The organism is Acinetobacter lwoffii (genome assembly GCF_022809915.1).
Lineage (GTDB): Bacteria > Pseudomonadota > Gammaproteobacteria > Pseudomonadales > Moraxellaceae > Acinetobacter > Acinetobacter lwoffii_M.
The window spans coordinates 52,050-78,976 of record NZ_JALGQY010000014.1; the positions used below are offsets into that span (position 1 = coordinate 52,050).

The window sequence follows — 26,927 nt, forward strand, 5'->3', positions numbered from 1 at the left end:
CCTCCTAGCTAAAAAAACCACTTCATTTGAAGTAGTTTTTTTAGCTTTAAGAAAAATTACTTCTTAAACGGAAATGCATATTTCACAATACGTTTAATCACGCTGCCATACTGTTTGACCAGACTGGCATTGTTATAGTTTAAGCCGTATTTCTCACAAACTGCCTGAACTTTTGGTGCCATCTGGCGATAACGACGTGCAGGTACATCAGGATACAGATGATGTTCAATCTGGTGACTTAAATGACCCGTCAAGATATGAAACGCTTCAGAACCAGTCAGGTTGGATGAACCACGGATCTGACGCATATACCAGTGACCACGACTTTCATTTTGCAGTACCGATTTCGGGAATACTTCGACATCTTTGGTAAAGTGACCACAGAAAATAATACTAAAGGTCCAGATATTACGTAGGCCATTGGCCACCATATTGCCGGTCAAAACCGGTAAAGCCGCAGGACCTGCAATCAATGGAAAGAACACATAATCTTTAAACAACTGTTTGCCGATTTTGTTCTGCATTGGACGCCATTCTTCTTTGGTCTGCTCTTTGCTTTTACGGCCTTTGAAGTATTTACCCAATTCAAGATTCTGAATTGCAACACCCCACTGGAACAACAAACAGAATGGCACTGCATAAATCGGTTGCAATAAATAACCCGGTTTCCAGCGCTGTTCCGGGAACAAGCGTAATAGACCATAACCGATATCATCATCCATACCCTTAATATTGGTATAAGTATGATGCTTAAAGTTATGGGTTTGACGCCAGTTGTCTGAAGTCCCTACAATATCCCATTCATAAGTCTGACCATTGAGTTTAGGATCATTCATCCAGTCATATTGACCATGCATGACGTTATGACCCAACTCCATGTTTTCCATGATTTTGGCAAAGCCTAATAGACCTGTGCCTAGCAACCATGCTGGCGGGAACCAGCCTGCAAACAATAAGGCGCGACCGGCAATCGATGAGTAACGAATGGTTGAATAGACACGACGGATATATTTCGCATCTTTTTCACCTAGATCATCTAGCACTTCTTGCTTAATCGCATCGAGCTCACGTGCAAGTTCATCAAGTTCAAACTGGGTTAATTCACGGTTTTTAGGATTTTTAAAATACTGTAATTTTACTGGCATATTCATAAGATAAAACTCGCTTATAAGTCGATGACAAGGTCAGTCTGCGCTGAGTTAATACAAATTTTGAGCAGGTTGCCGGGTTCGGTATTTTGTGCACCGTTGACCAAATTCTTGGTCGAACCTTCTACTTTATTGCAGGCACATTTATTACAAATGCCCATACGGCAACCATGGGTCGGTTTAATATTTTGCTGTTCCAGGCTCACCAGAATGGATTGGCCTTTTGGAATGCTGACAATTTTTTTCGACTGGGTCAGGGTGACATTAATAAAGCCGGTATCCGATAGATCCGCCAAACTCATGCTAAAGGCTTCACCTTTAAACTGTTTTGCCTGAGCAAAAAGCTGTTCTGCTTTAGATACAAAACCTGAAGGACCACAGCAATATACGATGCTATTTTCCAGATTTTGCAGATCTGTCAGATAGGTTTCATCCAGACGTGCAGCAGCTGGCTGTTCTTGAGTGGCATACACATGAAATGAGAAATTTGCATGTTTCTGAGCAAGCTCTTCAAACCGTGCTTTAAATGCGGCATCCTGATCTTTTTTAACCCAGTACCAGAGAGTGACCGGTGCAGATAGTTCACCTTTTTTGCTCAAGCTTTCCAGCATACTGAGCATTGGGGTAATACCACTCCCTGCTGCAAGCAAAATCAATGGACTCGTCTGCGCAGGCAAGGTCATATCACCATAAGGGTGACCAAATTCGATCACATCACCCACTTGTGCCTGTTCTGCAAACCATGTGCTGACTTTACCAGCATCGACTTTTTTCACGCTCAGCAATACATGCTGAGAATCGACACGGGTCAAGCTATAGCTACGTTCATAACGAATGCCATTCACTACCACATAGACCGGATGATGCTGCCCTGCTTCACCAAACTTAAATAAGCGATTCACCTGAATTTTCAGACTCAGCATATCCTGTGCTGCATTTTCTTTGTGCACGATCTTGCCTAATGGCTGATTCAACGACCATACAGGATTGAGTTTCTGAATCCAGAAATTAATCGCATGCTGATCGATTACACTGTCAGACAGTGCATTCAACGGCGTTTTAAGTTTTTGGAGTACATGCATCGTTTGCGACATCACCTTGGGTTTTTAATTATTATACACATGTATATATATTTGTATATACAACTGTATTGTTTCTAATCATTTCACAAGCTTGACTGGCTCGGTTATAATAAAATGATTCATGCATGAACCTATCGATGAACGAGCCTTCAATGAAAATAAGCAGTGACGCATCTTTATTACAATCGAAAAGCATTGATGAGCCGATTATCGTACGGAGTGTCGGTCGCAAGGCCACCATTACCAAGGAAGAACTGTTTCAGGCTGCGTTGAATCTGATTGGGCCACAAAAAAGTATTTCCTCTTTAAGTCTACGTGAAGTCGCGCGTGAAGCTGGTATTGCACCGAACAGCTTCTATCGTCATTTTAAAGATATTGATGAACTGGCCATTGAGCTGATTGATCGTGCCGGAATTGTATTGCGTCAGATTTTGCATGAAGCACGTCTGCAAGCTTCTCGCCAGAACAGCATCATCCGCAGTTCTGTGGAAGTTTTTATTGCCCAGCTGGATGCCGATGAAGGCAATCTGAGCCTGTTATTACGTGAAGGCTATACTGGCTCCAAGTCTTATAAACAGGCGGTAGAACGCCAGTTAAATTATTTTCAGCAAGAACTTCAGGATGATTTGATTCGTCTAGAACGCCTAAACAACAAGAAGTTATTTCATCCGGATATTGCCGCCAAAGCCATTACCCAACTGGTCTTCAACATGGGCGCCAATGTGATTGATATGCCTGCCGAAGACCGCAAAGAAATTGCCGAACAGACCATGATCATGATCCGGATGATTCTGGAAGGTGCACGTCATCTGGAAGATTCTCAGCTACGTTAATTTTCCGATTTGCATGAAGTAGTATAAAAAGAGACGCAATCAACGTCTCTTTTTTTATGATAATTACAAAAGTACAAGTTGGGCTTTGACCGCCTTTGCAGTGGCCTCCGGATACTCAAGCGGGAACATATGCCCGCCCTCAACCACAGAATAATTAATCCGATAAATCTTCTGCATACCTTGTGGCAAACCCTGCTGATAAAACTGGCTCTGCTCAGCAGTCATCAGATGAATTGGCACTTCAGGCGGTCGGCGTGGTGTTCTCCACCACCAAGCTGGCACAGTCCGGAAGATTTCCGCTTCTACCTGTTTAGGAATGGTTAACGTCACCCCACCGCGTTCAGGTTCTAGCCGAATACCGCTCTCAATATAATCAGCAAAACATTGCTCATCGAAATTTTTAAATAGACGGTTAGGTCGCAAAGCTTCAATCGCGACCTGTTTCGATAACCAATGATCTTTGCGTTTTAGCGTAATTCCTGCGGGTGTATAACGATCGACACTTTTTAGATTCAGCTTTTTCATCAGTTCGAACATGGCGCTGTTTTTTCCAATCACAAACGGTGGATCCATAATGACCAGTTTAGAAAACAGTTCGGGACGGCGATACGCCGCCATCAGGGTCACCAGACTGCCGAAGGAATGCCCTAAACCAATCACCTGTTGATGAGGAAATTGCTGCTCGATATCTGCAATAACTTCATCGACCAGATAGCGCCAGTCTCGCGTAATTGGATATTGCGGATTCATGCCGATAAATGGAATCGCTTTGACCTCATAGTCTTGCTGAAAACAGTCCAGAAACTTCTGATAAGTTGCCGAAGGGATACCATTGGCATGGGTAAAATGTAGGGCTTGCTTCATTATTTTTTAAACGCAGTGCGTATTCATCCTGAAATCATCAAATGAGCTTACTGATCTATTCTTTCATTCGGCAGTGCAAAAATGCTCAAAGCATGACCTCAAAGTCATTTCTCTGTACTTCTTCAGAATTTAAGGTTTATTTCTGCGATATAGTTAAATGTTGCATCGGTAGAAAAGTCGCGCCGCAACTGGCCTTATCCCCCGCGATGACCACTGCCCGTCCTTTGACAGTAATAGACAAATTGCTGGAAATTGCGGTAACCATGGTCTGGCATTTGGGACAATAATGCTTCATACCATTTAAATGCACGGCAATACCATTGATCAAAAAAGAGAGTTCGCATTCAGTCACCATGCCACCATGACTGGTCTTTGTGCCAAAGGTAATCAGTGCTTTTGACATACTTTGTCATTCTTATTATTCAGTAGGTTGATTTTAAACAGGAGGAAAATGACAGGCCAGCATTCTCCGACAAAAAAATAATAAACCTGGATTTTGCCCATAAAAAAAGCAGCCCGAAAGCTGCATTTTTTAATTGTGTAAAACTTAAGGCTTGACCACGACCATCACCTGAATCGCTTCAGGCGTTACCGATAGACCATCCAGTAGGCTTAGACCTTCTTTCTGCAACTTCTGTAAACGCGCAATTTCATCTTCACGGATACTTGGGTTGAACTGTTTCAGATAGGTCAGGCGATCAATTTCATATTGCCATTTGTTGCCATACACTTCTTTGGCTTGCTGCTTGAAGCCCGGCAATGCACTGCGTGCCAGTTCAAGCGCTTGCTGATAACGAGCTTCAATCACATCACGACGTGCTTTCACCACCTGACGGCAGCTATTGCCATCTAAATGATGCAGATAAGGCTTCAGGATTTCTGGTGCAATCTTCTGGGATAGATCCTGACCTTTTTCACTAAGCAAGACACGAATCAACTGTTGCGGCAAGCTAGACGGCAAATTCAATGCTTTCGGTGCCACCACATCGACCTTGAACCAGACTTCTAATAATACCGAACCTTGTGGCAATGCTGCCGATTTTAATACCGCAACGTTGGTGCTACCAAAGCCTTGCGTATTGATCATTTCCATCACGCTTTCAGTGAATGGATGTTCAAGGGTCAGGTATTGTGCATCTTCACGGATCTGTGCCTGATCACGATAAAAAGTGGCAGTGATGCCTTCTTCATCCAGCGTCAAACCTTGAACCTGCATTTGATCTGTTGGCTTGATGATCACGGTACCGTTACTTTGCTCGTCAAAGTCGATATTCGTAGACGCCATAAAGCGCTTCATGAAAATCGGCAAAGTGGTATTGTCATCATAGTCTTCAAGCGCGTTGACAATTTCCTGTGCCACCACCGGACGGCAAGAGTTGTACTCAAGCAAACGGTCTCGACCTTCCTGCAATTCAGCTTCCAGCGCTTCACGTTGCACGCTAACTTCTTCCAGCAGGTCTTCAAACTCTTGACCTTTGTCTGCCAATAAACAGTCTTTCAAGCGAACAATAAAATTTTCTTGCAAGGTTTGTGCAGCTGGAGAAATATTGCTGAAGATATTCAGCGCTTCGTTATACCAGCGGAACATACGTTCTTGTGCAGTTCCCACCAGATAAGGCACATGAATCTGAATGCGGTTTTCCTGACCGATACGATCCAGACGACCAATACGCTGTTCCAACACGTCCGGGTTCGCAGGTAGGTCAAACAGAATCAGATCAGAGGCAAACTGGAAGTTACGTCCTTCTGAACCGATTTCCGAACAAAGAAGAATCTGCGCGCCATACGAATCTTCAGCAAAATAAGCTGCGGCCTGGTCACGTTCTAACAAGCTCATGCCTTCATGGAACATCGCCGTACGAATACCGGCATGTAGACGCAGTACATTTTCCAACGCCTCAACCACTGGCCCGCTACGCGCAATCAGTAAGACTTTCTTGTGTTTTAAATCAGTACGCAAACGCTCCATCAGCCACATCACACGTGGATCAGCTTCCATCCACGAGCCATCTAACTGGGCTTCTTCAGGCCACATTTGCTCACGTAATTTACCGTCTTTAGACCAATGTTCTGGTGCCGGTAATGGCGCTGGCTGACAGTCACGGCCCGGGAAACCTTGAATCGCTTCACGCGTATTACGGAACAGGATACGGCCTGTACCATGACGGTCTAAAAGCTCATGAATGGCACGGAAACGCTGCTCAGGATGGTCTTCAATCGGATGACCTAACAAGCCCTCAATCGCAGTGAAATGCTCAGCTTCTAGCGGCATGTCTGACATTAGCACTTCTGCAATTTTAGCCGTATGCTGATATTGCGCTTCTTCATCGAGGAAACGATCCAGCGAGTTAAAACGTTGCGGATCAAGCAAACGTAGGCGTGCAAAGTGACTTTCCACACCGAGCTGTTCAGGTGTCGCCGTCAATAACAACACGCCCGGCGTATGTTCAGCCAGTTCTTCGACCAGATCATAACGGTCATTACCGCCATCTTCTTCACTCCACATCAAATGATGTGCTTCATCGACCACCAGCAAGTCGAAACCGGCTTCTAGTGCCTGTTCACGCAAATCTTCATGGTCGACCATCAAATCGACAGAGGCAATAATTTTTTGTTCGGTCAAGAACGGGTTTTGTTCAGGATCATGTTCTTTGATCGATGCAGTACGGGTCAAGTCAAACAGCGAGAACTCAAGATTGAAACGACGGCGCATCTCAATCATCCACTGATATTGCAGCGAATCCGGTACTAAAATCAGAATACGTTCAGAACGGCCGGTTTTCAGCTGTTGATGGATAATCAGACCAGCTTCGATGGTTTTGCCCAGACCTACTTCATCGGCCAGTAACACACGCGGTGCAAAACGCTGACCGACTTCATGAGCAATATACAATTGATGTGGAATCAGGCCGACACGTGAACCCACCAGACCACGCAGTGGACTGCTTTGCATATTGGCCTGCATCAGCAGTGCTTCAATACGCAGGTCATACCATTCTTTATAATCAACCTGACTGGCCAATAAACGATCTAAAGGCTTAGACAGCTGGATAGTCGCACCAATACGGGTTTCATTCAGCGATTTACGTTCTTCAGTTCCATCTTCCAGAGTACGAACGACGTGATAACGTACCACGCCATTGCGGTCTTCAACGGATTCTACAATCCACTTGGTCCCTTCCTGATCCTGTAATTCATCTTTCACATTAAATACGATACGAGATAAGGGTGCATTGCTGCGTGCATAGACGCGGGTTTCATCGCTTTTCGGGAATAAAATGCTAACCGACCGCTCATCAACATCAATAAGAACGCCTAAACCGAGTTCTGTTTCAGTATCTGATAACCAACGTTGACCAATAGCAAATTGCTGCAATTTTTCCACCTTTATCTTAAGTACAAGATTATGAATATTAGGCTCAATCACGAAACGTGATTGGAGCAAAATTTCACACCTTCAAGCAATGTATTTTGACATAAAGCCCACTAAAAAGTGAGCATAATTCACGCCGATTAAAGAAGTATTTCCTAGAACGGCGCTGGACAATAAAATTCGACCAGCTGCTCTGTTTGAGGATGACAAAAACTCAAACGTTCCGCGTGTAAACATAGACGTGAGCTGAGCTGTTGCTGTTCGGGTGTCGCATATAAGGTATCGCCAATAATCGGATGTCCGAGATATTGCATATGCACCCGTAGCTGATGTGAACGGCCGGTAATTGGGATCAGTTTCACCCGGGTCACAGGCTGTCCCTGAATATTAAAATGTTCAATCGCCTGCCAATGCGTGATGGCCGGCTTATTATGTGCGGGATCTGCGATATGTAAGGGGGGACGGCTTGGATCATACACGACTGGCACTTCAATAGTACCTTCACCTTCGAGTGTACCGGCAACCACAGCCTGATAGGTTTTATCGGTCTGGCGCTCCTGAAACTGACGGGAAATGGTTTTTTGTCCCCATTTGCTCAGACCAAAGGCCAAAATGCCGGATGTATCACGATCCAGTCGATGAATCAGTAAAGTTTTGGGTTCTAGTTTGACCAGACGGTTGATCAGGCAATCTTGTAAGTCTTCTGTTTTACCGGGAACTGTGAGTAAACCTGCAGGTTTGTGGATGACCATGAAATCATCATCACGATGTATCAGATGTTCGGTTAGAAAATTACTCAAAGTTCAATCCCAGGCTGATCGCGAAAAACAAGGCGGCAATGATAGAAAGCTTAGCCAATAATTACAATGCGCATTTATGTAAATGACGATGAAATTTCCGATTTAGCGCATAAAAATGCTCAATCGAAGCGCATCAACCTGAGGATTGTAAAATGAAGCTTGCCAATTCATGCAAAGACGGATGCTGTAGCACATCTTCATAAAGTACATTCGCGCCATGCGCACGCCATATACCGACCAGACTCACCATCGCTACCGAATCCAGACCATAATTTTTTAAATCGACATAGGGATCAATTTCCAGAGCATCCATATCCAGCTGTTCTGCGACAGCCAACATAATGCCTTTGGTGGACAATACATATTCTGACGGCGCGCTTAAATCCCATAAGCGAGTCAGGCTATAGGTATTTAAGTGATGTATCCCCTGTGCTGAAATATTTTCGATCCATTGAATATGCTGATCTTGATTCGCCAATAAAATCACATCATCGACCACACCGATTTGATCCGTCACACTCATCAGATGCGGCAAAATCTGTTTCAGCATCGGTGTAACCTGCCCGGCAAAAATCAGTTGCGGATGCATTGAGGCATATTCTCCCAATTGCTGCATGCCTTGCATCAGGTCATCACCATATAAGTCAACAATCGGAATATCGAGTGCTTTGGCTTTATTGCTGATCTGGATCAGATGACTCATTAGGTCGCTTTCTTGTATGCCTACCATCATCCTTAAATTTTGTAATCCCACTAAAACCAAAACAGATTCATTTGATGCAAGCTGCCATTTGGCTTGGGATGGAGCAAGTTGGATTTTTTTAGGGATGGGGTACAGCATGGGAGAGGATTTTTCTAATCTATGCGAATATATACCTATGCTAGCGTAGATCTAGAAAAATGGTAAGTTCTAACCTCTACACTGATCCTAGACAAAATAATGGACAACCAGCCCCTCTAAACTTTTAATAATATCTTCAAACAACTTGGATGGACGGCGACTCATTGCAGAACATTGGGCTTTTTCGACGGCCAGATTTGCAGTCATCGGTGCTGCGCCATCCATACGCTTCATCGCAAGCAAATGACCCGTTTCATCCACCACAGCAATACTGACATTAAAACTGTTCTGAATGGCATATTGATGGGCTTGATCTAATAAAAATTCCGCATCGCTTAAAGTCAAATAATGTTTGGTTTTCATTGATCTATCTCATCCTTTAATTAATCAATTTCAAATCTTATGATGTCTAATCCAAAGAATGAAATAAGCCCGATCACTCGGGCTTATATTCCCTCTCCTTTTAGGAGAGGGTCAGGGAGAGGTCGAATTATCCTTTCATCTCAGCAAAAGTTTCTTTAGCCGCTCGAATCGTGTAAGCAATATCTTCATCACTATGCGCAGCTGAAATAAAGCCGGCTTCAAAAGCAGATGGTGCAAGGTTTACGCCACGATTTAACATGCCATGGAAGAATTTACGGAAAGCATCGACATCACATTTCAGCATAGAGTCGAAGCTGGTGATGTCTTCTTGATCGGTAAAGTACAGACCGAACATGCCACCCACTTGTTGCGTTTTGAACGGAATGCCTGCTTCATCTGCAGCAGTTTGCAAGCCAACCAGCAGTTTCTCAAGTTGCGCAGACAATTTCTCATAGAAACCTTCAGCACGTAGATGTTTAAACATCTCGATACCTGCACGCATTGCCAGCGGATTACCTGATAGCGTACCTGCTTGATACACCTTACCCAATGGTGCGATACATTCCATCACTTCACGTTTACCACCGAATGCACCGACTGGTAAGCCTGCACCGATGATTTTACCTAAAGTGGTTAAATCCGGAGTTACACCATAATGCGCTTGCGCACCGCCAAGACCGACACGGAAACCGGTCATTACTTCATCAATGATAAACACTGAACCATGCTCATTACAGACATCACGAATTGCTTGCAGGAAACCGTCAATCGGTTTCACCAGGTTCATGTTGCCTGCGACTGGCTCAACAATCACGCCGGCAATTTCTGAACCGAATTTGGCAAAGCATTCTTTTAAAGTCGCGATGTCGTTATATGGAAGTGTCAGCGTATGTTTAGCAAAATCTGCTGGCACGCCTGCAGACGTCGCTTCCCCTTCTCCACTGGTCAATAAACCAGAACCTGCTTTTACCAATAATGAATCCGAGTGACCGTGGTAACAGCCTTCAAATTTTACAATTTTGTCACGGCCGGTATAACCACGCGCTAGACGAATCGCGGTCATGGTTGCTTCTGTACCCGAGTTGGTCATACGCACCAATTCGATTGAAGGCATGATCTCGCAAATAATATCTGCAAGCGTGGTTTCATGAACTGTGGGCGCACCAAAACTCAAACCATCGACCGCAGCATCCTGAACGGCTTTAATAATCGCCGGATGTGCATGGCCCAGAATCATCGGCCCCCATGAACCTACATAGTCCACATAACGCTTACCATCGACATCATACAGATACGCACCTTGGGCTTTTTCGATAAAGACCGGCGTCCCACCGACACCATTAAATGCGCGTACAGGTGAGTTGACGCCACCCGGGATATGTTTATTGGCTTGTTTGAACAATTGTTCTTGCTTTGGAGATAAGCTCATGAAGGCACTCGACTCAAAATTAAATCAATCAAAAAATTTTATGCTGTAGCTTGAAAAAGCGCAGACCATTCATCTAAACGTTCAGGAATGGCATTCATAGGAAGTCCCAATATATCACTAATCACCGCGCAATAATCCGCACCTGACTCAATGACATCCTTGGAATTTTCAACCGTTAAACCACCAATGGCACAGAGAGGCACGTTCAATTTTTCTTTGGCCAGTTTTAAGGTTTCAAGACCAATATTACCCGCTTCAGGTTTACTATCAGTCGCATAAATTGCGCCAAATGCCACATAATTCGCACCATCGGCAATGGCCTGTTTAGCCAGCTCAAGGGAGTTATTACAGCTGCGGCCAATCAACACGCCTTTAGGCAAATGCACAACAGCGTCGACAATCGAACCATCATCCTGGCCTAAATGCACACCCACGCCGTATTTAACCGCCATTTCCAGATCATCATTAATTACGAAAGGTACGCCATATTCAGCACACATGGCTTTTATATACTCGATTTCGTAAATTTGATCTTCTTTCGCCACTTTTTTACGGCGATATTGCAAGACCGCAACACCACCATTGGCCATTGCACCTTCCAACTTCGCTAATAAAAGCTCTAATGGATCATCATTGGTAATTAAATATAAACCGCGCATCTTGCTCGCCACTTGCTAGGATGGCTCTATTATAGGCATAACTCGGTTTAATTGCCGCCATCTTGCTGTTTCTAAGACTGGGCAGCAACAGATTTGCAGTTTTTTAGCGCAATTTGTCAATTAAATCTCAAATATCACCATTTTCAGGGATATACGGACTTTCAAATCTGCGTTTTAATCGCCTTATAACAATAATTATAACGTGTTAATGCTTACGCCCTCCGACAAACGCTTTTAGGATTTTGCAGATAACTTGGTGGAGAAGTTGCAAAATTCTAAGAGCGATTTTTTTGTCTTTTTTTCGCCTGGCTCAAGCGTACTCAAATTAATTAATATTAGAAATACCCATTTTCAGGGATAGCCCAATCGGCGCGAAGCGTCTTAAATAGCCTTAGACACAGAAAATAAACAGAAAAATAAATACCTGTGTTTGTAATACCCGATCCTTTCTGGTTTTGAGTCATTCGTTTGTGGGGAAACATTTCAAAGCCAGAAAGGATCTTTTACTTTCAGCACAAATCCACATGAATTCTTCTATGAATATTTACACAATAGCATGAGCAAAATCTTGAACATTTATTGGTAGCAAACAGGCATAAAAAAAGCCCGGAGAAGGTCGCTCCAGGCTTGGAAAACTGATGTATTAATTAAAATATAATGGTTGATCAAAAAACCTAATCTGCAATACCATAATTATTAGAATAATAATTCTAGACTTGCAAGGCTTTTATCGAAATTTCATGCTTTAAGTGGGCACATTCCGATAAAAGTCATTCTGGCTTAACTGGAAATTTTATCGTATTTAAGGTCGATCAGACTGATATTACCACGCAGGACATCGGCAAACATGCGCCAGTCCGAGATAAAGCTATATACAGGCTGTTTGAAGCTGGCTGGTTTATTGCGCTCAAAGATAAAATGACCGACCCAGGCACAGGCATAGCCCGAGAGTAAACCATATGCAAAATATCGCGGCTTGCCTTGACGAATGGCTTTGGCAAAACAGTATAAACCGATGCTACTGCCGGCCACGTGCAGACGGCGGCTAATAATATGCCGATGCTCAGTCAAATAGAAGCGATAAAATTCATGATAGTTCTTAATCGGCATCTGGGGCTGAACCATCACCTCATTCTTACTTTCTGGTTGTACTTGTACATTCATCTGTCATCATCCTGACGTTTTTTGTTTTACCTTAGCGTATATTTTAGCCAAATAACAGCCTTTTGATGCGCGCTTCAATGCATCTTGCACATCCCCGTGAAGGCCTGAATCCGATCGTTTTAGCCTAAAATGAACCGATGAAATCTAAGTTTCAAACTTCTGTTTAAGCTTTTTATGCTCAGTCAAGTCTTACATGCATTTTGATTTTGGTTACAATCTGCTGCGCACAAATCTAAAAATATAATTGCGGCTGCTGTCCGCCTCATTTTAAAACCTTATTCAAGTGAAGATTCAGTACTTAATTGCACTGAACAGATAGGATGATCATCATGGTTGAAGTTGAACTCAAGTTCCAAATTCCTGTGTCACGACGCACTGCGCTGCTCAAGGCACTTGATCCGAAAAAGTCTCAACAGATCCAGCTTCAAGCCAAATATTATGATACTATCGACCGTCAACTGGCCCGGCATGGGGTGGCACTGCGTCAGCGTCTGGAAGGTACACGTTGGGTGCAAACACTAAAAGCGGCCGGAAAAAGCCATATCGAACGCTTTGAACATAATCATGATCTAGGGAAATTAACTGCATCTCCTGAACTGGATTTAGATATTTATAAAAAATTTCCAGAAGCCGGGGCAATTCTCAGCAATGCGCTCGGCAATCAGTTCGACCAGCTCCAACTCCAGTTTGAAACCGATATTTCCCGTACGTTAAGGGTGATTGACTATGAAGATACCCAGATCGAAGTCAGCCTGGATATTGGGCATATCCGCACACATGATGCCGAGCAAGAAGTACATGAAGTCGAGTTCGAGCTTAAAAATGGTTCAATTCAACATCTACTGGCGTTTAGTTTTGAATGGGTCAAGAAATACCAGCTCTGGCTCGATGTACGCAGCAAGGCTGAAATAGGCAATCTATTGGCCACTTCACAGCGCGTCAGTCCTGCGACCCTTAGCAAAGAATTTCAGATCAGCAAAAAAGACAGCGCCAGTAAAACCATGTACAGTCTGATTGCACAGCAGATGCAGCATTTATTGCCGAATATCGCGGCGATTGCAGCTCAGGTTGCAGAGCAGGAACATATTGATCAGGCACGACTGGCACTGGATCACTTATATCTGACCTTGCTGCTCTTCAAAGACTGGCATCCACAGCTTTCGGACAAATGGGCACATCAACTAGCGGCCTTTAAGCAGCAATTTGAACATTTGCAACATTTACAGCATATGCAAAACAGCTTGGCCGGCTTCCTGCAAAATCCCACCACGGCAGAAAACCTGAGCAAAGATATTCTGTATGCGCAGGAGAAACTCGGTAATCTGGTCAAATCTACCCAGAATGTGCATCATTATCTGGAATTACTGATGTTCAGTTTAAATGAAAATGAGCATGCCTCGCTGGACTTGAAAACTGCTGCTCAAACTACCTTGCAACAGCAATATAAAGCTTTGCAGGAACAAATGAACCAGACCGATATCACTGATTTTGAAAGTCTGGATCAATTGTCGGGCCGGATTCAGGAGCTCAAATTCAGCTTTCCGATTTTAACCACGATCTATGATGTCAAAAATTTGCAGAAATACAGCAAAGCGCTGAACGATGCTCAACTGGCAGCCAGTGAATATCAAACTTTGGCCTCTTCTGCAGTTTATATTCAGCAGACCGAGCTGGAAGCAAGTGACTGGTTTGTGCTGGGCTGGCTGACCGCCAAGCAGGAAGTCTATGCGCAGAAACTGCTTGAAGCGAACGAACAGTTCCTGGTCAGCCGTAAATTCCTGAAATAAACATATTGAAATAAATATCACGAGAAATACTTAAAGCACGCCTTCTATGGCGTGCTTTTTGTTGCAGAAGCACATCACACCCCTGCTGATCTTTGGGCTATATTAATCTGTAAAACCAACATCGCGGAGGAATAACCCGATGGCAGAAATAGAACTCAAATTCCAGATTCCGCCACAGTCTCGTGTGCAATTTGAACAGGACATCCAGAAACTTCAGCCGACTCGGCATCGTCTGTGTGCACGCTACTTTGATACTGAAGCGCAACAATTACAACAACATCAGATTGCCCTGCGGCAACGTCTGGAAGACCAGCAATGGATTCAAACCCTGAAAGCAGCGACCGAACAACAATTTGAACGTTTTGAACTTGAGCATGAATTAAAAAGTCCTCCGGAACATTGTGATTTTCAGTTATATCGCAAACATAAACCGGCCAAAAAAATCCTGAAACAGGCGCTCGGTGATCTGGAGACACCGCTTATTCTGCAATTTGAAACAGATGTCGTACGGTATGTACTCACAGAAAGTCATCTGGACAGTAAGATTGAAATTGCCTTTGATGTCGGAGAAATTCGACACAATGATCAAGCCATCGATATTTATGAAGTCGAATTTGAGCTTAAATCCGGCCAGCTGAGTGAATTGATTGATTTCATTCAGCCCTGGGTTCAGCGTTATGCTTTGTGGCTGGATACACGGAGCAAATCGGAACGCGGTTATGCCTTATTACATGATGAAGAGAGTCTGCCAGTTCAGCATCAGCTTCCCTTAGTGCTTGAACAGAAAGATCAGATCAGTACGATTTTACAAAAAATTGTCGCCAACTGTCTGGCTCATCTTTTCCCAAATGCGACGGCGATTGCTGCCGAAAATTATAATAGTGATCATGTGCATCAGGCACGTGTTGCGATTCGACGTTTGCGCAGTGCTTTTAAAATTTTCCAGTCCGTGACTGAACATGTACAGCCAGAATGGCCGGAACAGCTGCGGGATATTTTTCAGCAACTGGGTTCCACCCGAGATCGCGATGCCCTGGCAGAAAGCCTGATTCCACAACTGGAAAAAGCAGGTTCACCCTTACTGAAATTACCACCACACCGACAAAAACAACCAGATATCAGTGCGCTGTTCAGAAGTCCTGCCACAGTAGAATTAATGCTGCAACTATTCAGCTTTAGCCAAGAAAATACAGAGGGTAAAGCCAAGTCTTCGCATAAAATTTTGTGTAAAGGCCTGAGCAAGCTGCATCAGCAAATCTGTCAGGATGCCGAGAACTATCAAGAACTGGATATTGAATCCCGGCATCGCACACGCAAACGGGTCAAACGCTTACGCTATAACGTAGAATTCTTGCAAAGCTTATTTCCTGAAAAAGAGGTTAAAGCCTATCTAAAAGCCTTAAAACCCTTGCAGGAAAGTCTCGGGCATTATAATGACCTATTTGTAGCAGACGAATTATTTAGACCTTATGTCAAACAACAGGCCAAGGCCTGGTTTGTGCTAGGCTGGATAAGTGCGGAACAGCAGCGTTTGTCGAACGAAGCAGCAGAGCGTTTACAGCAGTTTGCAGAAAATACCAAGCCCTTCTGGTAAGACCGGGCTTCGTCAAACTGTGCTAGCGATATTTGCCGAATACTTTCCAGGTATTATTGTCTGCCAGAGGATCGTTATAACTGTCGCTGCGTTGCTTGCGTGGCTTATCGCGTGCATCGACCAGTTCAAAATGTGGCTCAACACTCAGCACAATCCCATTCACATAAAAACGGGTGCGCGTATATTCGCTCTGGCCATGCTGAAACACATAAGTGCGTAAATCCACAAATTCACGGTGTGCCACCAAAGCTGCAGTATCGTCACTATCAAGCCACTGCCGCATGGCTGCAATCTGCTCGGGTTCGAACTGGCCGCATTTTTCGATCAGGCTGGCGACCCCACGAAAAGTTTTGGATTCCTTGGCGCGGGTTTTATTAATGCGAATCCGGTCAACATGAAAATAAAACAGCGGCAAGTTTAAATGACTCGGCAGATGGATCGCATCCAAGATTTCATCTTCCATAAAAGGCTGAAACAGATCCTGTGCCCTTTCAATCAGCCCGAGCCACTGGCTATAGTATTCATCTACCTGTGACTGGCTGCCATAATAAATCGGTAAGCCTTCAACATTGGCTAGATTTGCCGGTGGCCAAATATTCTGGCGCAATAAGGCAATATCACTTTTTAGGCTTTGTACTGCAATCGCATCCTGCATGGCATTCACTTTTATATGCTTAGGCTATTTTTTAGATTAAGGCAAAGGTTTAGTTTCTGCAAGGCTTTGCCTATAATTAACGATTGAGATTTTAGTGTTAGGAACAAATTCATGGTTCAAAAGATTGAAGCAACCGATGTAACCGAAGAAGAAGCGTTAAATGCGGCATTCTTTGAACGTGCTGATGAATTTATTCAACAAGCCAACGAGTTTTGTCGCGTAGAAAAAGGCTCACAGGAAAAACCGAGCGATAAGCGCGGTCAAGTCAGTGCGGCGATGTTATTTGGTACTGCCCGTTTCAATACCTGGGTGGCAGCGAATAACTTTAAAGATGGGAATGAAATGCGCGATGCCAAAGATCAGGTCATGTCTTATATCTTGCAGCAATTTCAAATGATGCTGGAAGATAACTATGATGAATACTGTGAACAGTTCGAAAACTATTTACGTTTCCGTCACAATGAAGAGTTTCATGCCAACAAGCATAACCATGATCACAAGCATGATCATTGATTAAAATACGAAAAGCCCCGCGGGGCTTTTTTTATTTGCTGTCATTTATCATATTGACTTTAAAGTGATTTAAGCACTATATAAATTGAATAATAAATAAACGAAAACAAGGCATAGTATGCAGCAACTTCCCTTCCCGATCATTGACCCTCATATCCACCAATGGGATCCGTACAATACCCCACATGCGGCAGCGCTAGCGGTAAAGCTGTTCGGCAATCATCCCAAATTACTAGACAGAATGGTTCGACTGTTGAAACCTAGAGACGTCATTGAGACCATTGGCCTGACACAGCACCTGACTGCACCTTATCTGCCTGCAAATTACAAGAAAGATGCAGGACATTATGAAATAGAGCAGATTGTGCATGTTGAAGCCAGCTGGCATGACCATAAAGGTACGGGTGTGGTAAATGAAACCCGTTTTATCGCTGGGCTTCCTTTTGATCAGCACACTATCCAATTGGGTGGAATTGTCGCCACGGCGGATCCGCGGCAGAAAAATTTTAAACAGTTGATTCAATTGCATCGCGAAGCTTCTCCCAAGTTTCGGGGCATCCGTAAAATGGCTGCAGTACATCCAGATAAAGGGATTCATGCCTGGACCGATGAACCGCATCTCTATCGCAACACAGATTTCCTGAAGGGCTTTGAAGAACTGGCCAGGCAAGATTTAAGCTTTGATGCCTGGGTGTACTCTACCCAGATTGCGGATGTTACTGCGCTGGCCAAAGCCTTTCCAAACACCCCTATTGTGCTGGATCATCTGGGTACGCCCGCAGGTTTATTTGGCAAAGTGGGCAAAGCTACAGGCAAGACCGAACAAGATCGCACCCAGATATTTGCAGACTGGAAAGATCAGTTGGCAGAACTGGCCGAATGCAAAAATGTATCGACCAAAATGTCTGGTCTGTTTATGCCAGTCTTGGGACATGATTTTCACACGCAGAAACGGCTGGCAAGTAAACAGGAATTAGTGGAACGTGCCGCACCCGTGATCCAGCATACTTTAGACTGTTTTGGTTCTGGGCGCGTGATGTTTGCATCCAACTTTCCAATGGACAGTGTCAGTAGCTCACTCACCAACATTATTGATGCCTTTAGCGATATTGTGCAGGACTACAATGAAAATGCCTTAAAGTCGATTTTTTATGAAAATGCTAAACGTTTTTATCGACTTTGAGTAGATGAGGACATGCTAAGTTGGATAACAGATTCCAGTCTAAATACGCCTTCAGGCAAAGGACTATGTATTTTACTCACTATTATTTCAAGCTGGATAACGTCTTATTATTATCAAATGGTGATCCATCATTTTTTTGATCGAGATATTGCTTTCGTTTCAGCTTTGATTGGCTGTGGAATATTGATTTTTCTTCTTATTGTATCTGTTTGGAGTCTGCCCCTATCTATCCTTGCGGGCATAATCGGAGGGATTATTTTTAGCCATAGAGCAACCTAGAGCATAAAACTAAAATCAAAAATCCCCTCACTTGAGGGGATTTTTTATCAACACTATGATGTTTTAACTTGCTTACCGTACTGATCAGCCATCACTTCCACCAGCTGGTCCGGCTTGATGTATTTTTTGATCATGGCATCAATATCGGCTTTGCTCAGTTGAGCAATCGCCTGATCACGTTTTTCCCGGTAAACCAGATTACGGTCTTTTTCCAGCTGTGGAATCAACATAGTGTGAATACGGCGATCATCTTCGAGTGCAGTTAAACGCTGTTTCAAGATACTGGCTTTTGCCGCTTCGACTTCCTGTTCAGTCACGCCACGTGTCAGCAGTTCATTGAGTACCTTATGCACTGCCTGAGAAACCTGTGCGGATTTTCCAGCCGTATAATTGGCACTAATCATCATGGCGCCCACATCTGCCCATTCATCGAGTTGCACATCTGCACTAAAACCATAGACTAGTGCATTTTTCTCGCGTAGCTCTTGTGCCAGTCGTGACGATAACTGTGAATCACCCAGAATATATCGAAATACCTGTAATGCAGGTGCATCGGCATGATCTGCGCCGACCGGCATGCTCATGAATGCCTCATAACTCCCGAATTCACGCTGCTCAGACAACGCATGAATTTTCTGGGCTGGATAGCTTCGATATTCCGATTTCAGACGCTCATAAGGCTGTGTAGCTTTCCAGTCTGAGAAACTGTTTTTCAGCGTTTTTTGCATCGATTTTGGATTAAACTCACCTGTGACCGCGATTTGTGCATGCTGGGTTTTTAAAAACTGCTGATACAGTGCCATAACCTGTTCGCGAGTCGCTTTCTGATACTGTTTTTTGGCCAGTTCAGGCTCGAAATGGAAACGCAGATCGCCAGGCTGATAGATCTCGATCGTTCGGGCCATCGTCAAGCTCGACACCGTATCTGGTTCAGTATAAGGACGATCCAGACTGGATAAAGTCTGTCCCTTGATTAAATCAAACTGACTTTGTTCAAATGCCGGCGTTTTCAGCACATCAACCACATACTGAAAAAACTCTTCAAACTTTTCTTTTTTGGCGCTGATCTGCAAGGTCAGGCCATTGCCGGATGCACCGGCAGTTGCCGAACCGCCTACTTCAATAATTTTATCGGCAATCTGCTGCAAGCTTTGAGTTTCCGAAGAGCGCAACATTAAATAAGCCGTCAGGTCCAGAATCTCGCCTTTATTCATCAGGCTTTGAGCGGTACCAAAATCCAGTGAAATTGTGGCATAGACCTTGTCATCGCGGGTAGTCGTCGGAAACAGCGCGTATTTAATGCCATTTTTCAACTTGCCACGCTGAATCTGTTTGTCTTTACTGTACAAATACTGTTTGGATTCCTGGACATATTGCTTTACTTCAGCCTGATAGACACTGACATCTTTCATTGGCTCTTCTGCTTCAGCCTGCTGATCCAGAGTTTTTGCCGGTGCTTCTGTCTGTGCCAGTTCCTGCGCTTTCTTCTGATCTTCCGGGGTAGGTAAAATATTGCCAGAAATACGGTATTCAGGTTTTAAAAAACTCTTATAGACCTGATTGACCTGATTCACACTCAGGCTTTGAATTGCATTCAGATCTTTAAAATACTGGCTCCAGTCACCTGAATACGCCACTGCATAATCGCTTAAACGTGAACCCAAAGCAGTCGCACTGTTTTTAATATTGTCGGCCTGATTTCGGGTCAGATTTTTAGCCCGGTTTAATTCTGCTTCGGTAAATGGCTGACTCTGTTCTACGCCTTGAATCAGTCCCTGCTCTATCGCTTGTGCCTGATGATTCGGAGCATAGATTGCTCCCATAAACACCAGATTAAAGTCTTTATCCAGCCAGGTACTGGATTGCACCGCTGTTGACTTCCCAGTTTCCACCATATTCTGATAGAGATGTCCACTTGGCTGCAAAGTATAGAGCGTTGGCGAAACAGCCAAAGCCGTTTTAATGCTTTCTTCGGATTGATTCAAATAAAGATTAAACTTGGCCAGATCACTGCCTTTCTTTACTGTAAATTCACGCTGTTTGATTTGCTCTGGTTTAAGCGCTGGGACTTTCACTTGTGCTGGTACATTTCGGGATTGAATCGGACTGAAATGCGTATCCAGCTGTTTTAAGACTTCGGCCTTATCAAATTTGCCCGAAATGACCACAAAGGCATTATTCGGTGCATACCATTGACGGTAAAAATGGTTTAGTTCCTGCATATTGATTGATTGTAGCTCATTTAGGTCACCAATCGGCAAACGGCCTAAATACTGATTGCCATAAGCAGATTTAAACACCTGATCGATCAATACTGAAAATGGCTGATCCAGACGAATTTCACGCTCGCGTTTTACAATATCAATTTCAGTCGGTACATATTTTTCCTGAAGCACCAGCTTGTCCATGCGTTCGGCTTCGAGAAAAATGACTTCACTCAGCGCAGTTTTTTCAGGACGGATCACATTAGTATATTTGGTTGAGTAATAGTCGGTACTGGCATTGGTCATCAAGGTATATTGATCCAGTCGACGCTGGAATTCATCCCCTTTGACATTTTCTGTGCCTTTAAAGGCCAAATGTTCCAGCAGATGCGCCAGACCGCCCTTGCCTTGAGGATCATTCAGGGAGCCGGTCAGATAGACCGTATTCATAAAAACTTTATTTTCTTTATCATTCGGTGCCAGGATAATGCGCAGTCCATTATCCAGTCGGTATTCTTCAACATTTTGTTCCGTTTTCACCAAAACAGGTTGTGCAAAACTCAGTGCACTACAGCCAGACAATACAATCGCCAGACTTAAATTTTTATAACGTAGCAACATTCTTCATCCAAATTATAAATATAAATTTTTATTCGCGCCCTTCTTAGAGAATGATTCTTTTTCTGAATAATCTATTCCAAGCCGGACCATCAAAATAACATGCCGCCTCACCTGACGACATGTAGTTCTATGTAATTAAAAAATTAAAGATAAATCTCAGCTTGCATATATAATTTTCCATAACCGGAAATTTCAATTCGGTCCTGATCTTGCAAGGCACAATACAGCACCCCACCACGTGCTGATGCCTGATAGGCGACCAGTTCATTTTTACCGAGCTTCTCGGCCCACAGCGGCGCAATTCCGGTATGAATCGAACCGGTTACCGGATCTTCATTGATTCCATTACTCGGTGCAAAATAACGTGAAATACAATCGTATTGGGTATCTTGTGAAGTGATCGCGACGTCTAAATAGGTATTCTGAGCAGTAATGGCTGTACGCTTGCCATTCAACTGTTTTAACAGTTCAAAATCAGGCGTTTCATCCAGCACATCCTGTACCGATTCGTATTCAACAATATAGCCCTGTGCATTCAGATAAACCTGTTTAAACGGTTTGCTCAAGGCCTGTCTTAAAGCTTCAGGATATTCAGCAACTGGCGCTGCACGACGGATTGGAAAATTCATTCTGATCTTGCCATCAGCATCCTGACTGACTACAAAAATGCCTAAGTCTTTTACGTGAAAATGAATCGTTTTCCCCGTACCAAACTGATTGAATAATACAAAGCTGCTGGCCAATGTCGCATGGCCACAAAAATCCACTTCCTTGATTGGCGTAAACCAGCGGATGGCATAATTCTCGCTATCGATAACTTTAACAAAAGCCGTTTCAGACAGATTATTTTCCAAGGCGATATTTTGCATCAGACCATCTTCGAGCCAGTCTTCCAGTACAATCACGGCTGCGGGATTGCCTTTAAACAGTTCCGTGGTAAACGCATCGACCTGGTACATTTTCATTTTTTGAATTCCTGAATATAACGATCTCTAGTTTAAAAGCTTTTTTGCAAGAATGAACTTGAATATGTTAATCATCTCATTAATCTAGCCTATTAAATAAATAGAGCAAATGGTGCTGCATGACAAACTTCCATATTCAAAGTGTTCCCTTAGAAAAAGCTTATCGTCTGATTACCCATGGCCCTACTGTACTGGTATCTGCTCAAGATCAGCAGGATACAGATGTCATGGCAGCAGCCTGGGCATGCGCACTGGAATTTAGCCCCGCCAAAGTGACTGTGGTTCTGGATAAAAGCACCAAAACCCGAAATATTATTGAAAATTCAGGTTATTTCGCGCTGCAAATTCCAACATTTAAACAACTGAATATGGTCTATCGTCTGGGTACGCAGAGCTTGCATGATGTGCCGGACAAACTGGCACAATCCGGAGTAGAACTATTTCATTTTCCTGATGCTGATATTCCTGTAGTACAAGGTTGTGCAGCCTGGATACTCTGCGAGCTGATTTCTGAGCCGCATAACCAGCAAATGCATGACCTGTTTATAGGTAAGGTGATTGCAGCATATGCCGATGATCGGGTCTTCCGCGACGGCCACTGGCATTATCATGAGGTGGATGAAGAGTGGAAAAGTATTCATCATGTAGCCGGCGGGTATTTTTACACCATCGGCAATGCGGTGAGCATTGATGATCCGGAATTATAAATTTTTCAAATTTGGAATAAATGAAAGTAATCGCGGATGATCAGATGATATCAACCAGCACCAGAGCATCCGAAATTATGCTACTTTATCCATAATCCTCATTTGGTCTGATGCGTTATGATACCTTTTAAAATTCACTGTATTGATGTCCAGAATTCACTGCAAAATTATATCTGGTTGCTTGAACATACCGCGTCGCATCAGGTGGCTGTGATTGATCCAACCGAAGCAGAATTGGTACAAGACTATTGTGCCGAACACGGTTTAACTGTAAGTCAAATCTGGCTGACTCACTGGCATAAAGATCATATCGGCGGTGTGCCGGGTTTAATTCAGGGGCAAAATTTGCCCGTGTATGGACCACGGGCAGAATTAAGCAAAATTCCGTTTATCACCCATCCGCTTGGGCATGAAGAACATTTTAATTTTCATGGAATAGATATCCAGGTGATTGCTGTACCCGGGCATACCCTCGGCCATATTGTGTATTTTATTGATGCTATTGATGTGCTGTTCTGCGGTGATACCTTATTTGCCATGGGCTGTGGCCGGGTTTTTGAAGGCACCTATTCACAGATGTATCATTCTCTGTCCCGTCTGGCCGCCTTGCCGCCGCGCACGCAGGTGTATTGCACTCATGAATACACTCTGTCAAATGCACAGTTTGCCAAGCATGTCGAACCGGACAATCCAGCGATTCTGGAACGCTTCGAGCAGATTGAGCGTTTGCGTATGGTAGGCCAGTGCACGCTGCCAAGTAGTATTGAAGATGAATTGCAAACCAATCCTTTTCTACGTGCAGAAAGCGTGGAAGAATTCCAGCGCTTAAGAACTCTCAAAGATCAGTTTTAAACGGGATTCAAAGCTGAAGATCAATCTTCAGCCGACTCACTTTTTTTTCATTTGCGATGCATAGAATGTCATTGAAAGGCACGTACAACTTTTACACAAGTCGGAGTAAGTTGAACCTCCATCTAAAAAATGTTTTTCTGTGCCATTTTTCCTTTCTTATAATCAACCACGTCCCCTATTTTTTAGGAACCAATTTCAGTTCTAACATATGAAATAATGACTCACAAAAAATAGGATGATGTTTATTAAAATTAAATAAAATCACGGAACACTGCTTAAATAATCAACATGGAACCTAATAAATTATTTAAAAAGCCCAATTTACTTGAATTGGACTTTCACTTATACGCTAAACATATAAGTTGTATAAAATAAAAAATAGCATTTCGTATAACGCGTATTATGTTAATTTTAGAAAATCGTAATAGGATAATAAAAATCTATATTGTTTTAAGAAAACTCTCTTATGATTAAATCTCTATAGTTCTTTTAATATTTGCTATGTATCAAAGAATCAAACAATGGGCTAAATCAATTAAAAAAGACATCTTGGTTGTTTGGCTTATTGCAAAAGACAAGCGAACGCCCAATTCTGTAAAGTTTTTAGCTTTAATTATTGCTGCTTATGCCTTCTCACCAATTGATTTAATTCCAGATTTTATTCCCGTACTGGGGTATTTAGACGATATTATTATTGTACCTTTAGGTATTTTATTAGTTATCAAGTTTACCCCACAAAACATTATAGATGGTTGTAGAATTCTTGCAGAAACCTTAGTTGAAAGGCCTATAAACCGTTGGGCAGCAGGAATTATTATCCTGATATGGCTTCTAGTATTAGGATATTTAACCATGTACTTCATGAACGATTCACTGTCTATACTGCCTATTTTTGACAAGTGAGATTTAGATACCCTCTCTCATTTGCACCCATTTAATATAATGGGCATTATTCGAAATTAAACTTTAAACCAAAATAGAAATGAAATATCTGCTTTCAGAGCATGACATTAGTTCTGTCGTTCAACTTTAAAAGTGACATTGGCCATGTCGATCCCGAATGATGATATGTAGGATAGCAGTAACTAGTTTCTTGGATTCTATTCACTAAAACTGACAACGTATGTATCGCATGAAGCAATGTTAAAGAATCTGGTTACTTTGTGCATAAGTATCCAGTTCACCTTGAGTCACGACACGCACCGCCTGCATTTCATCAATACGTACCAGTAGCAAGCCACCTAAAGCAGGCTGATAACGACGGGCACTGCCGAAAGGCGTATAGGCCACTTTCGACTGAATACTAAAGCTCAACCAGTCTTCATGTCCCAACATCACAGCAACCGGCTCAAGTCCCTGCTGCTGCATTAATTCAATTTGCTGATTCACATAGTCTTCAATGGTTAATTCAGTCATGGTGCGGGTATTCAGTTTGAAAATTACATTTCAGACAGTACAAAGCATGCAAATCGAGCTGAAGATCAGAAAACCAGCAGCCGGTATTCTTTTAATAAATAAGTCGATTGGATTTTAATTTTCTCATTCTAGATCTGAAATTTTCTATTTCATACGATTGATAAAATTAGGAAATAACCTGTTTCACTAATAAGCTATTGAATTAGAAAATTAATTATCCAAATTTATAGCTTATAAAAACTTAATATTTAGTTACAACCTATTCAATATGATAAAAATCATTTACTTAACGTTTAAATTGATTTTTTCTTAATCAACCGATGTTCACTATATACACAAATTCATTTAAATTAATTTAAATAAAGGCATTTGCCCTTTAAAAGATAATTTTTCACCCTTATTTAAGATTTAACAATGATGAAGGAGTGATCTCGTGAAAAAAGTGGTTAAAGCGAAAAATTTGATTGCATTTCGACTATGGTTAGAAAAATTAGGATATTCGGTACGCACCCTGGCGGATGATCGTGGTTTCAGTTTCAGTTTCAAGAAAGAATATGGCCTGGTGACCTGTGATCTGGCAGGTAATGCCTTGGCACTACAACTAGGCGAGGAATTTGAAGATCATTTAAAAGCCTGATTGCTTCTTTAAGAACAGAAAAATAAATTAATCTTTCCACTGATTTAACAGCGCTATTCTCCAGTTATTCAGCCCATTTCGATGGGCTTTTCTTTGTTCAGTAAATTTTAGGCAATAAAAAAGCAAGGCATCTGCCTTGCTTTAATATGATGGTGGGGACGGAGAGACTCGAACTCTCACACCTCGCGGCGCTGGAACCTAAATCCAGTGCGTCTACCAATTTCGCCACGTCCCCATCAGGGTACCAACTTAGCGTTGGATTTTTTTCAAACTTTGGCAGAGGATCAAGGATTCGAACCTTGACGAACGGTTTTGGAGACCGTCATGCTACCATTACACCAATCCTCTACTTCCACCCAATATCCAGTTACCCAAATATCGATTGGTGGGGACGGAGAGACTCGAACTCTCACACCTCGCGGCGCTGGAACCTAAATCCAGTGCGTCTACCAATTTCGCCACGTCCCCATCAGGGTACCAACTTAGCGTTGGATTTTTTTCAAACTTTGGCAGAGGATCAAGGATTCGAACCTTGACGAACGGTTTTGGAGACCGTCATGCTACCATTACACCAATCCTCTACTTCCACCCAATATCCAGTTACCCAAATATCGATTGGTGGGGACGGAGAGACTCGAACTCTCACACCTCGCGGCGCTGGAACCTAAATCCAGTGCGTCTACCAATTTCGCCACGTCCCCATCAGGGTACCAACTTAGCGTTGGATTTTTTTCAAACTTTGGCAGAGGATCAAGGATTCGAACCTTGACGAACGGTTTTGGAGACCGTCATGCTACCATTACACCAATCCTCTACTTCCACCCAATATCCAGTTACCCAAATATCGATTGGTGGGGACGGAGAGACTCGAACTCTCACACCTCGCGGCGCTGGAACCTAAATCCAGTGCGTCTACCAATTTCGCCACGTCCCCAATGGCTGTGTATATTATAGAGAT

General features: G+C 43.1%; 23 protein-coding genes, 7 tRNA genes and 1 pseudogene. 9 read left to right on the top strand and 22 right to left on the bottom strand.

Translation table 11 applies throughout. The annotated features are described in order from the left end of the window. Positions 1-56: 56 nt before the first annotated feature. Both MTX11_RS09075 and MTX11_RS09080 read right to left on the bottom strand, forming a co-directional pair. Positions 57-1,151 (bottom strand): fatty acid desaturase family protein, encoded by a 1,095-nt coding sequence (locus tag MTX11_RS09075; protein WP_004279989.1) that lies wholly within the window; start codon positions 1,149-1,151, stop codon positions 57-59. 14 nt (positions 1,152-1,165) lie between these two features. After that, on the bottom strand, positions 1,166-2,230 hold the full coding sequence (locus tag MTX11_RS09080; protein ID WP_243474937.1) for a flavin reductase family protein: 1,065 nt from the start codon (positions 2,228-2,230) through the stop codon (positions 1,166-1,168). A 152-nt stretch (positions 2,231-2,382) separates the two neighbouring features. Here MTX11_RS09080 and fabR point away from each other — a divergent pair, with 152 nt between their 5' ends. Next, positions 2,383-3,063, top strand: a complete 681-nt coding sequence (gene fabR / locus MTX11_RS09085) for an HTH-type transcriptional repressor FabR (protein ID WP_004729898.1) — start codon at positions 2,383-2,385, stop codon at positions 3,061-3,063. 63 nt (positions 3,064-3,126) lie between these two features. Here fabR and MTX11_RS09090 read toward each other — a convergent pair whose 3' ends face one another. The 9 genes and pseudogenes from MTX11_RS09090 to MTX11_RS09130 form a co-directional block, all read right to left on the bottom strand. Further along, on the bottom strand, positions 3,127-3,927 hold the full coding sequence (locus tag MTX11_RS09090; RefSeq protein WP_243474938.1) for an alpha/beta fold hydrolase: 801 nt from the start codon (positions 3,925-3,927) through the stop codon (positions 3,127-3,129). A gap of 136 nt (positions 3,928-4,063) precedes the next feature. Then, the gene (locus tag MTX11_RS09095) at positions 4,064-4,330 is read right to left on the bottom strand and encodes a PAAR domain-containing protein (RefSeq protein WP_243474939.1); all 267 of its coding nucleotides are present in this window, start codon (positions 4,328-4,330) and stop codon (positions 4,064-4,066) included. Positions 4,331-4,474: 144 nt separating this feature from the next. Beyond that, the gene (rapA, locus tag MTX11_RS09100) at positions 4,475-7,312 is read right to left on the bottom strand and encodes an RNA polymerase-associated protein RapA (RefSeq protein WP_243474951.1); all 2,838 of its coding nucleotides are present in this window, start codon (positions 7,310-7,312) and stop codon (positions 4,475-4,477) included. A 143-nt stretch (positions 7,313-7,455) separates the two neighbouring features. Next, positions 7,456-8,100 (bottom strand): RluA family pseudouridine synthase, encoded by a 645-nt coding sequence (locus tag MTX11_RS09105; protein WP_243474940.1) that lies wholly within the window; start codon positions 8,098-8,100, stop codon positions 7,456-7,458. A gap of 133 nt (positions 8,101-8,233) precedes the next feature. Then, positions 8,234-8,941 (bottom strand): phosphopantetheine-binding protein, encoded by a 708-nt coding sequence (locus MTX11_RS09110; RefSeq protein ID WP_243474941.1) that lies wholly within the window; start codon positions 8,939-8,941, stop codon positions 8,234-8,236. Between the two features lie 123 nt (positions 8,942-9,064). Next, positions 9,065-9,304: pseudogene (locus MTX11_RS09115) on the bottom strand (GlcG/HbpS family heme-binding protein); the annotation flags it as partial. Positions 9,305-9,431: 127 nt separating this feature from the next. Next, the gene (gene hemL / locus MTX11_RS09120) at positions 9,432-10,733 is read right to left on the bottom strand and encodes a glutamate-1-semialdehyde 2,1-aminomutase (protein WP_243474942.1); all 1,302 of its coding nucleotides are present in this window, start codon (positions 10,731-10,733) and stop codon (positions 9,432-9,434) included. A 38-nt stretch (positions 10,734-10,771) separates the two neighbouring features. Beyond that, positions 10,772-11,392 (bottom strand): thiamine phosphate synthase, encoded by a 621-nt coding sequence (thiE, locus tag MTX11_RS09125; RefSeq protein ID WP_243474943.1) that lies wholly within the window; start codon positions 11,390-11,392, stop codon positions 10,772-10,774. A gap of 780 nt (positions 11,393-12,172) precedes the next feature. Then, a complete protein-coding gene (locus MTX11_RS09130) occupies positions 12,173-12,556 on the bottom strand; it encodes an Mpo1-like protein (RefSeq protein ID WP_005104473.1) in 384 nt (127 codons plus the stop codon). 329 nt (positions 12,557-12,885) lie between these two features. On the opposite strand from MTX11_RS09130, the gene MTX11_RS09135 reads away from it, so the two are divergent. Beyond that, the gene (locus MTX11_RS09135; protein WP_243474944.1) at positions 12,886-14,343 is read left to right on the top strand and encodes a CYTH domain-containing protein; all 1,458 of its coding nucleotides are present in this window, start codon (positions 12,886-12,888) and stop codon (positions 14,341-14,343) included. Between the two features lie 139 nt (positions 14,344-14,482). After that, positions 14,483-15,937 carry a CYTH and CHAD domain-containing protein gene (locus MTX11_RS09140; protein ID WP_071852229.1) on the top strand — a complete coding sequence of 485 codons (1,455 nt, stop codon included), beginning with the start codon at positions 14,483-14,485 and terminating at the stop codon, positions 15,935-15,937. Positions 15,938-15,959: 22 nt separating this feature from the next. Here MTX11_RS09140 and MTX11_RS09145 read toward each other — a convergent pair whose 3' ends face one another. Beyond that, positions 15,960-16,592 carry a hypothetical protein gene (locus MTX11_RS09145; protein ID WP_004280010.1) on the bottom strand — a complete coding sequence of 211 codons (633 nt, stop codon included), beginning with the start codon at positions 16,590-16,592 and terminating at the stop codon, positions 15,960-15,962. Between the two features lie 111 nt (positions 16,593-16,703). Between MTX11_RS09145 and MTX11_RS09150 the strand changes: the two genes are divergently transcribed. Beyond that, complete coding sequence (locus MTX11_RS09150; RefSeq protein ID WP_004280011.1) at positions 16,704-17,105, top strand: DUF3144 domain-containing protein; 402 nt, start codon at positions 16,704-16,706, stop codon at positions 17,103-17,105. A 118-nt stretch (positions 17,106-17,223) separates the two neighbouring features. Beyond that, positions 17,224-18,288, top strand: coding sequence for an amidohydrolase family protein (locus tag MTX11_RS09155; RefSeq protein ID WP_195724868.1), 1,065 nt, complete (start codon positions 17,224-17,226; stop codon positions 18,286-18,288). A gap of 332 nt (positions 18,289-18,620) precedes the next feature. Here the strand turns inward: MTX11_RS09155 and MTX11_RS09160 are convergent, their stop codons facing one another. After that, positions 18,621-21,392 (bottom strand): M16 family metallopeptidase, encoded by a 2,772-nt coding sequence (locus MTX11_RS09160; protein ID WP_243474945.1) that lies wholly within the window; start codon positions 21,390-21,392, stop codon positions 18,621-18,623. Between the two features lie 143 nt (positions 21,393-21,535). Then, entirely contained in the window at positions 21,536-22,357 is an 822-nt protein-coding gene (locus tag MTX11_RS09165; RefSeq protein ID WP_243474946.1) for a PhzF family phenazine biosynthesis protein, read from the bottom strand. Positions 22,358-22,476: 119 nt separating this feature from the next. Between MTX11_RS09165 and MTX11_RS09170 the strand changes: the two genes are divergently transcribed. The 3 genes from MTX11_RS09170 (at position 22,477) to MTX11_RS09180 (ending at position 24,819) form a co-directional block, all read left to right on the top strand. Continuing rightward, on the top strand, positions 22,477-23,064 hold the full coding sequence (locus tag MTX11_RS09170) for a flavin reductase family protein (RefSeq protein WP_243474947.1): 588 nt from the start codon (positions 22,477-22,479) through the stop codon (positions 23,062-23,064). Between the two features lie 117 nt (positions 23,065-23,181). Further along, the gene (gloB, locus tag MTX11_RS09175; RefSeq protein WP_243474948.1) at positions 23,182-23,916 is read left to right on the top strand and encodes a hydroxyacylglutathione hydrolase; all 735 of its coding nucleotides are present in this window, start codon (positions 23,182-23,184) and stop codon (positions 23,914-23,916) included. 501 nt (positions 23,917-24,417) lie between these two features. After that, complete coding sequence (locus MTX11_RS09180) at positions 24,418-24,819, top strand: YkvA family protein (RefSeq protein WP_243474949.1); 402 nt, start codon at positions 24,418-24,420, stop codon at positions 24,817-24,819. 240 nt (positions 24,820-25,059) lie between these two features. Here the strand turns inward: MTX11_RS09180 and MTX11_RS09185 are convergent, their stop codons facing one another. Continuing rightward, positions 25,060-25,332: a hypothetical protein gene (locus MTX11_RS09185; RefSeq protein ID WP_243474950.1), complete on the bottom strand. Its 273-nt coding sequence runs from the start codon at positions 25,330-25,332 to the stop codon at positions 25,060-25,062. 433 nt (positions 25,333-25,765) lie between these two features. Between MTX11_RS09185 and MTX11_RS09190 the strand changes: the two genes are divergently transcribed. Beyond that, on the top strand, positions 25,766-25,969 hold the full coding sequence (locus tag MTX11_RS09190; RefSeq protein ID WP_004280022.1) for a hypothetical protein: 204 nt from the start codon (positions 25,766-25,768) through the stop codon (positions 25,967-25,969). Between the two features lie 150 nt (positions 25,970-26,119). On the opposite strand, the gene MTX11_RS09195 is transcribed toward MTX11_RS09190, so the two are convergent. The 7 genes from MTX11_RS09195 to MTX11_RS09225 form a co-directional block, all read right to left on the bottom strand. After that, a tRNA-Leu gene (locus tag MTX11_RS09195) sits at positions 26,120-26,204 on the bottom strand. A gap of 39 nt (positions 26,205-26,243) precedes the next feature. After that, positions 26,244-26,317: transfer RNA gene (locus tag MTX11_RS09200), tRNA-Trp, on the bottom strand. A 35-nt stretch (positions 26,318-26,352) separates the two neighbouring features. After that, a tRNA-Leu gene (locus MTX11_RS09205) sits at positions 26,353-26,437 on the bottom strand. Between the two features lie 39 nt (positions 26,438-26,476). Next, positions 26,477-26,550 (bottom strand) — tRNA-Trp (locus tag MTX11_RS09210). A 35-nt stretch (positions 26,551-26,585) separates the two neighbouring features. Then, positions 26,586-26,670, bottom strand: a tRNA-Leu gene (locus MTX11_RS09215). A 39-nt stretch (positions 26,671-26,709) separates the two neighbouring features. Continuing rightward, a tRNA-Trp gene (locus tag MTX11_RS09220) sits at positions 26,710-26,783 on the bottom strand. A 35-nt stretch (positions 26,784-26,818) separates the two neighbouring features. Further along, a tRNA-Leu gene (locus MTX11_RS09225) sits at positions 26,819-26,903 on the bottom strand. Positions 26,904-26,927 lie beyond the last annotated feature (24 nt).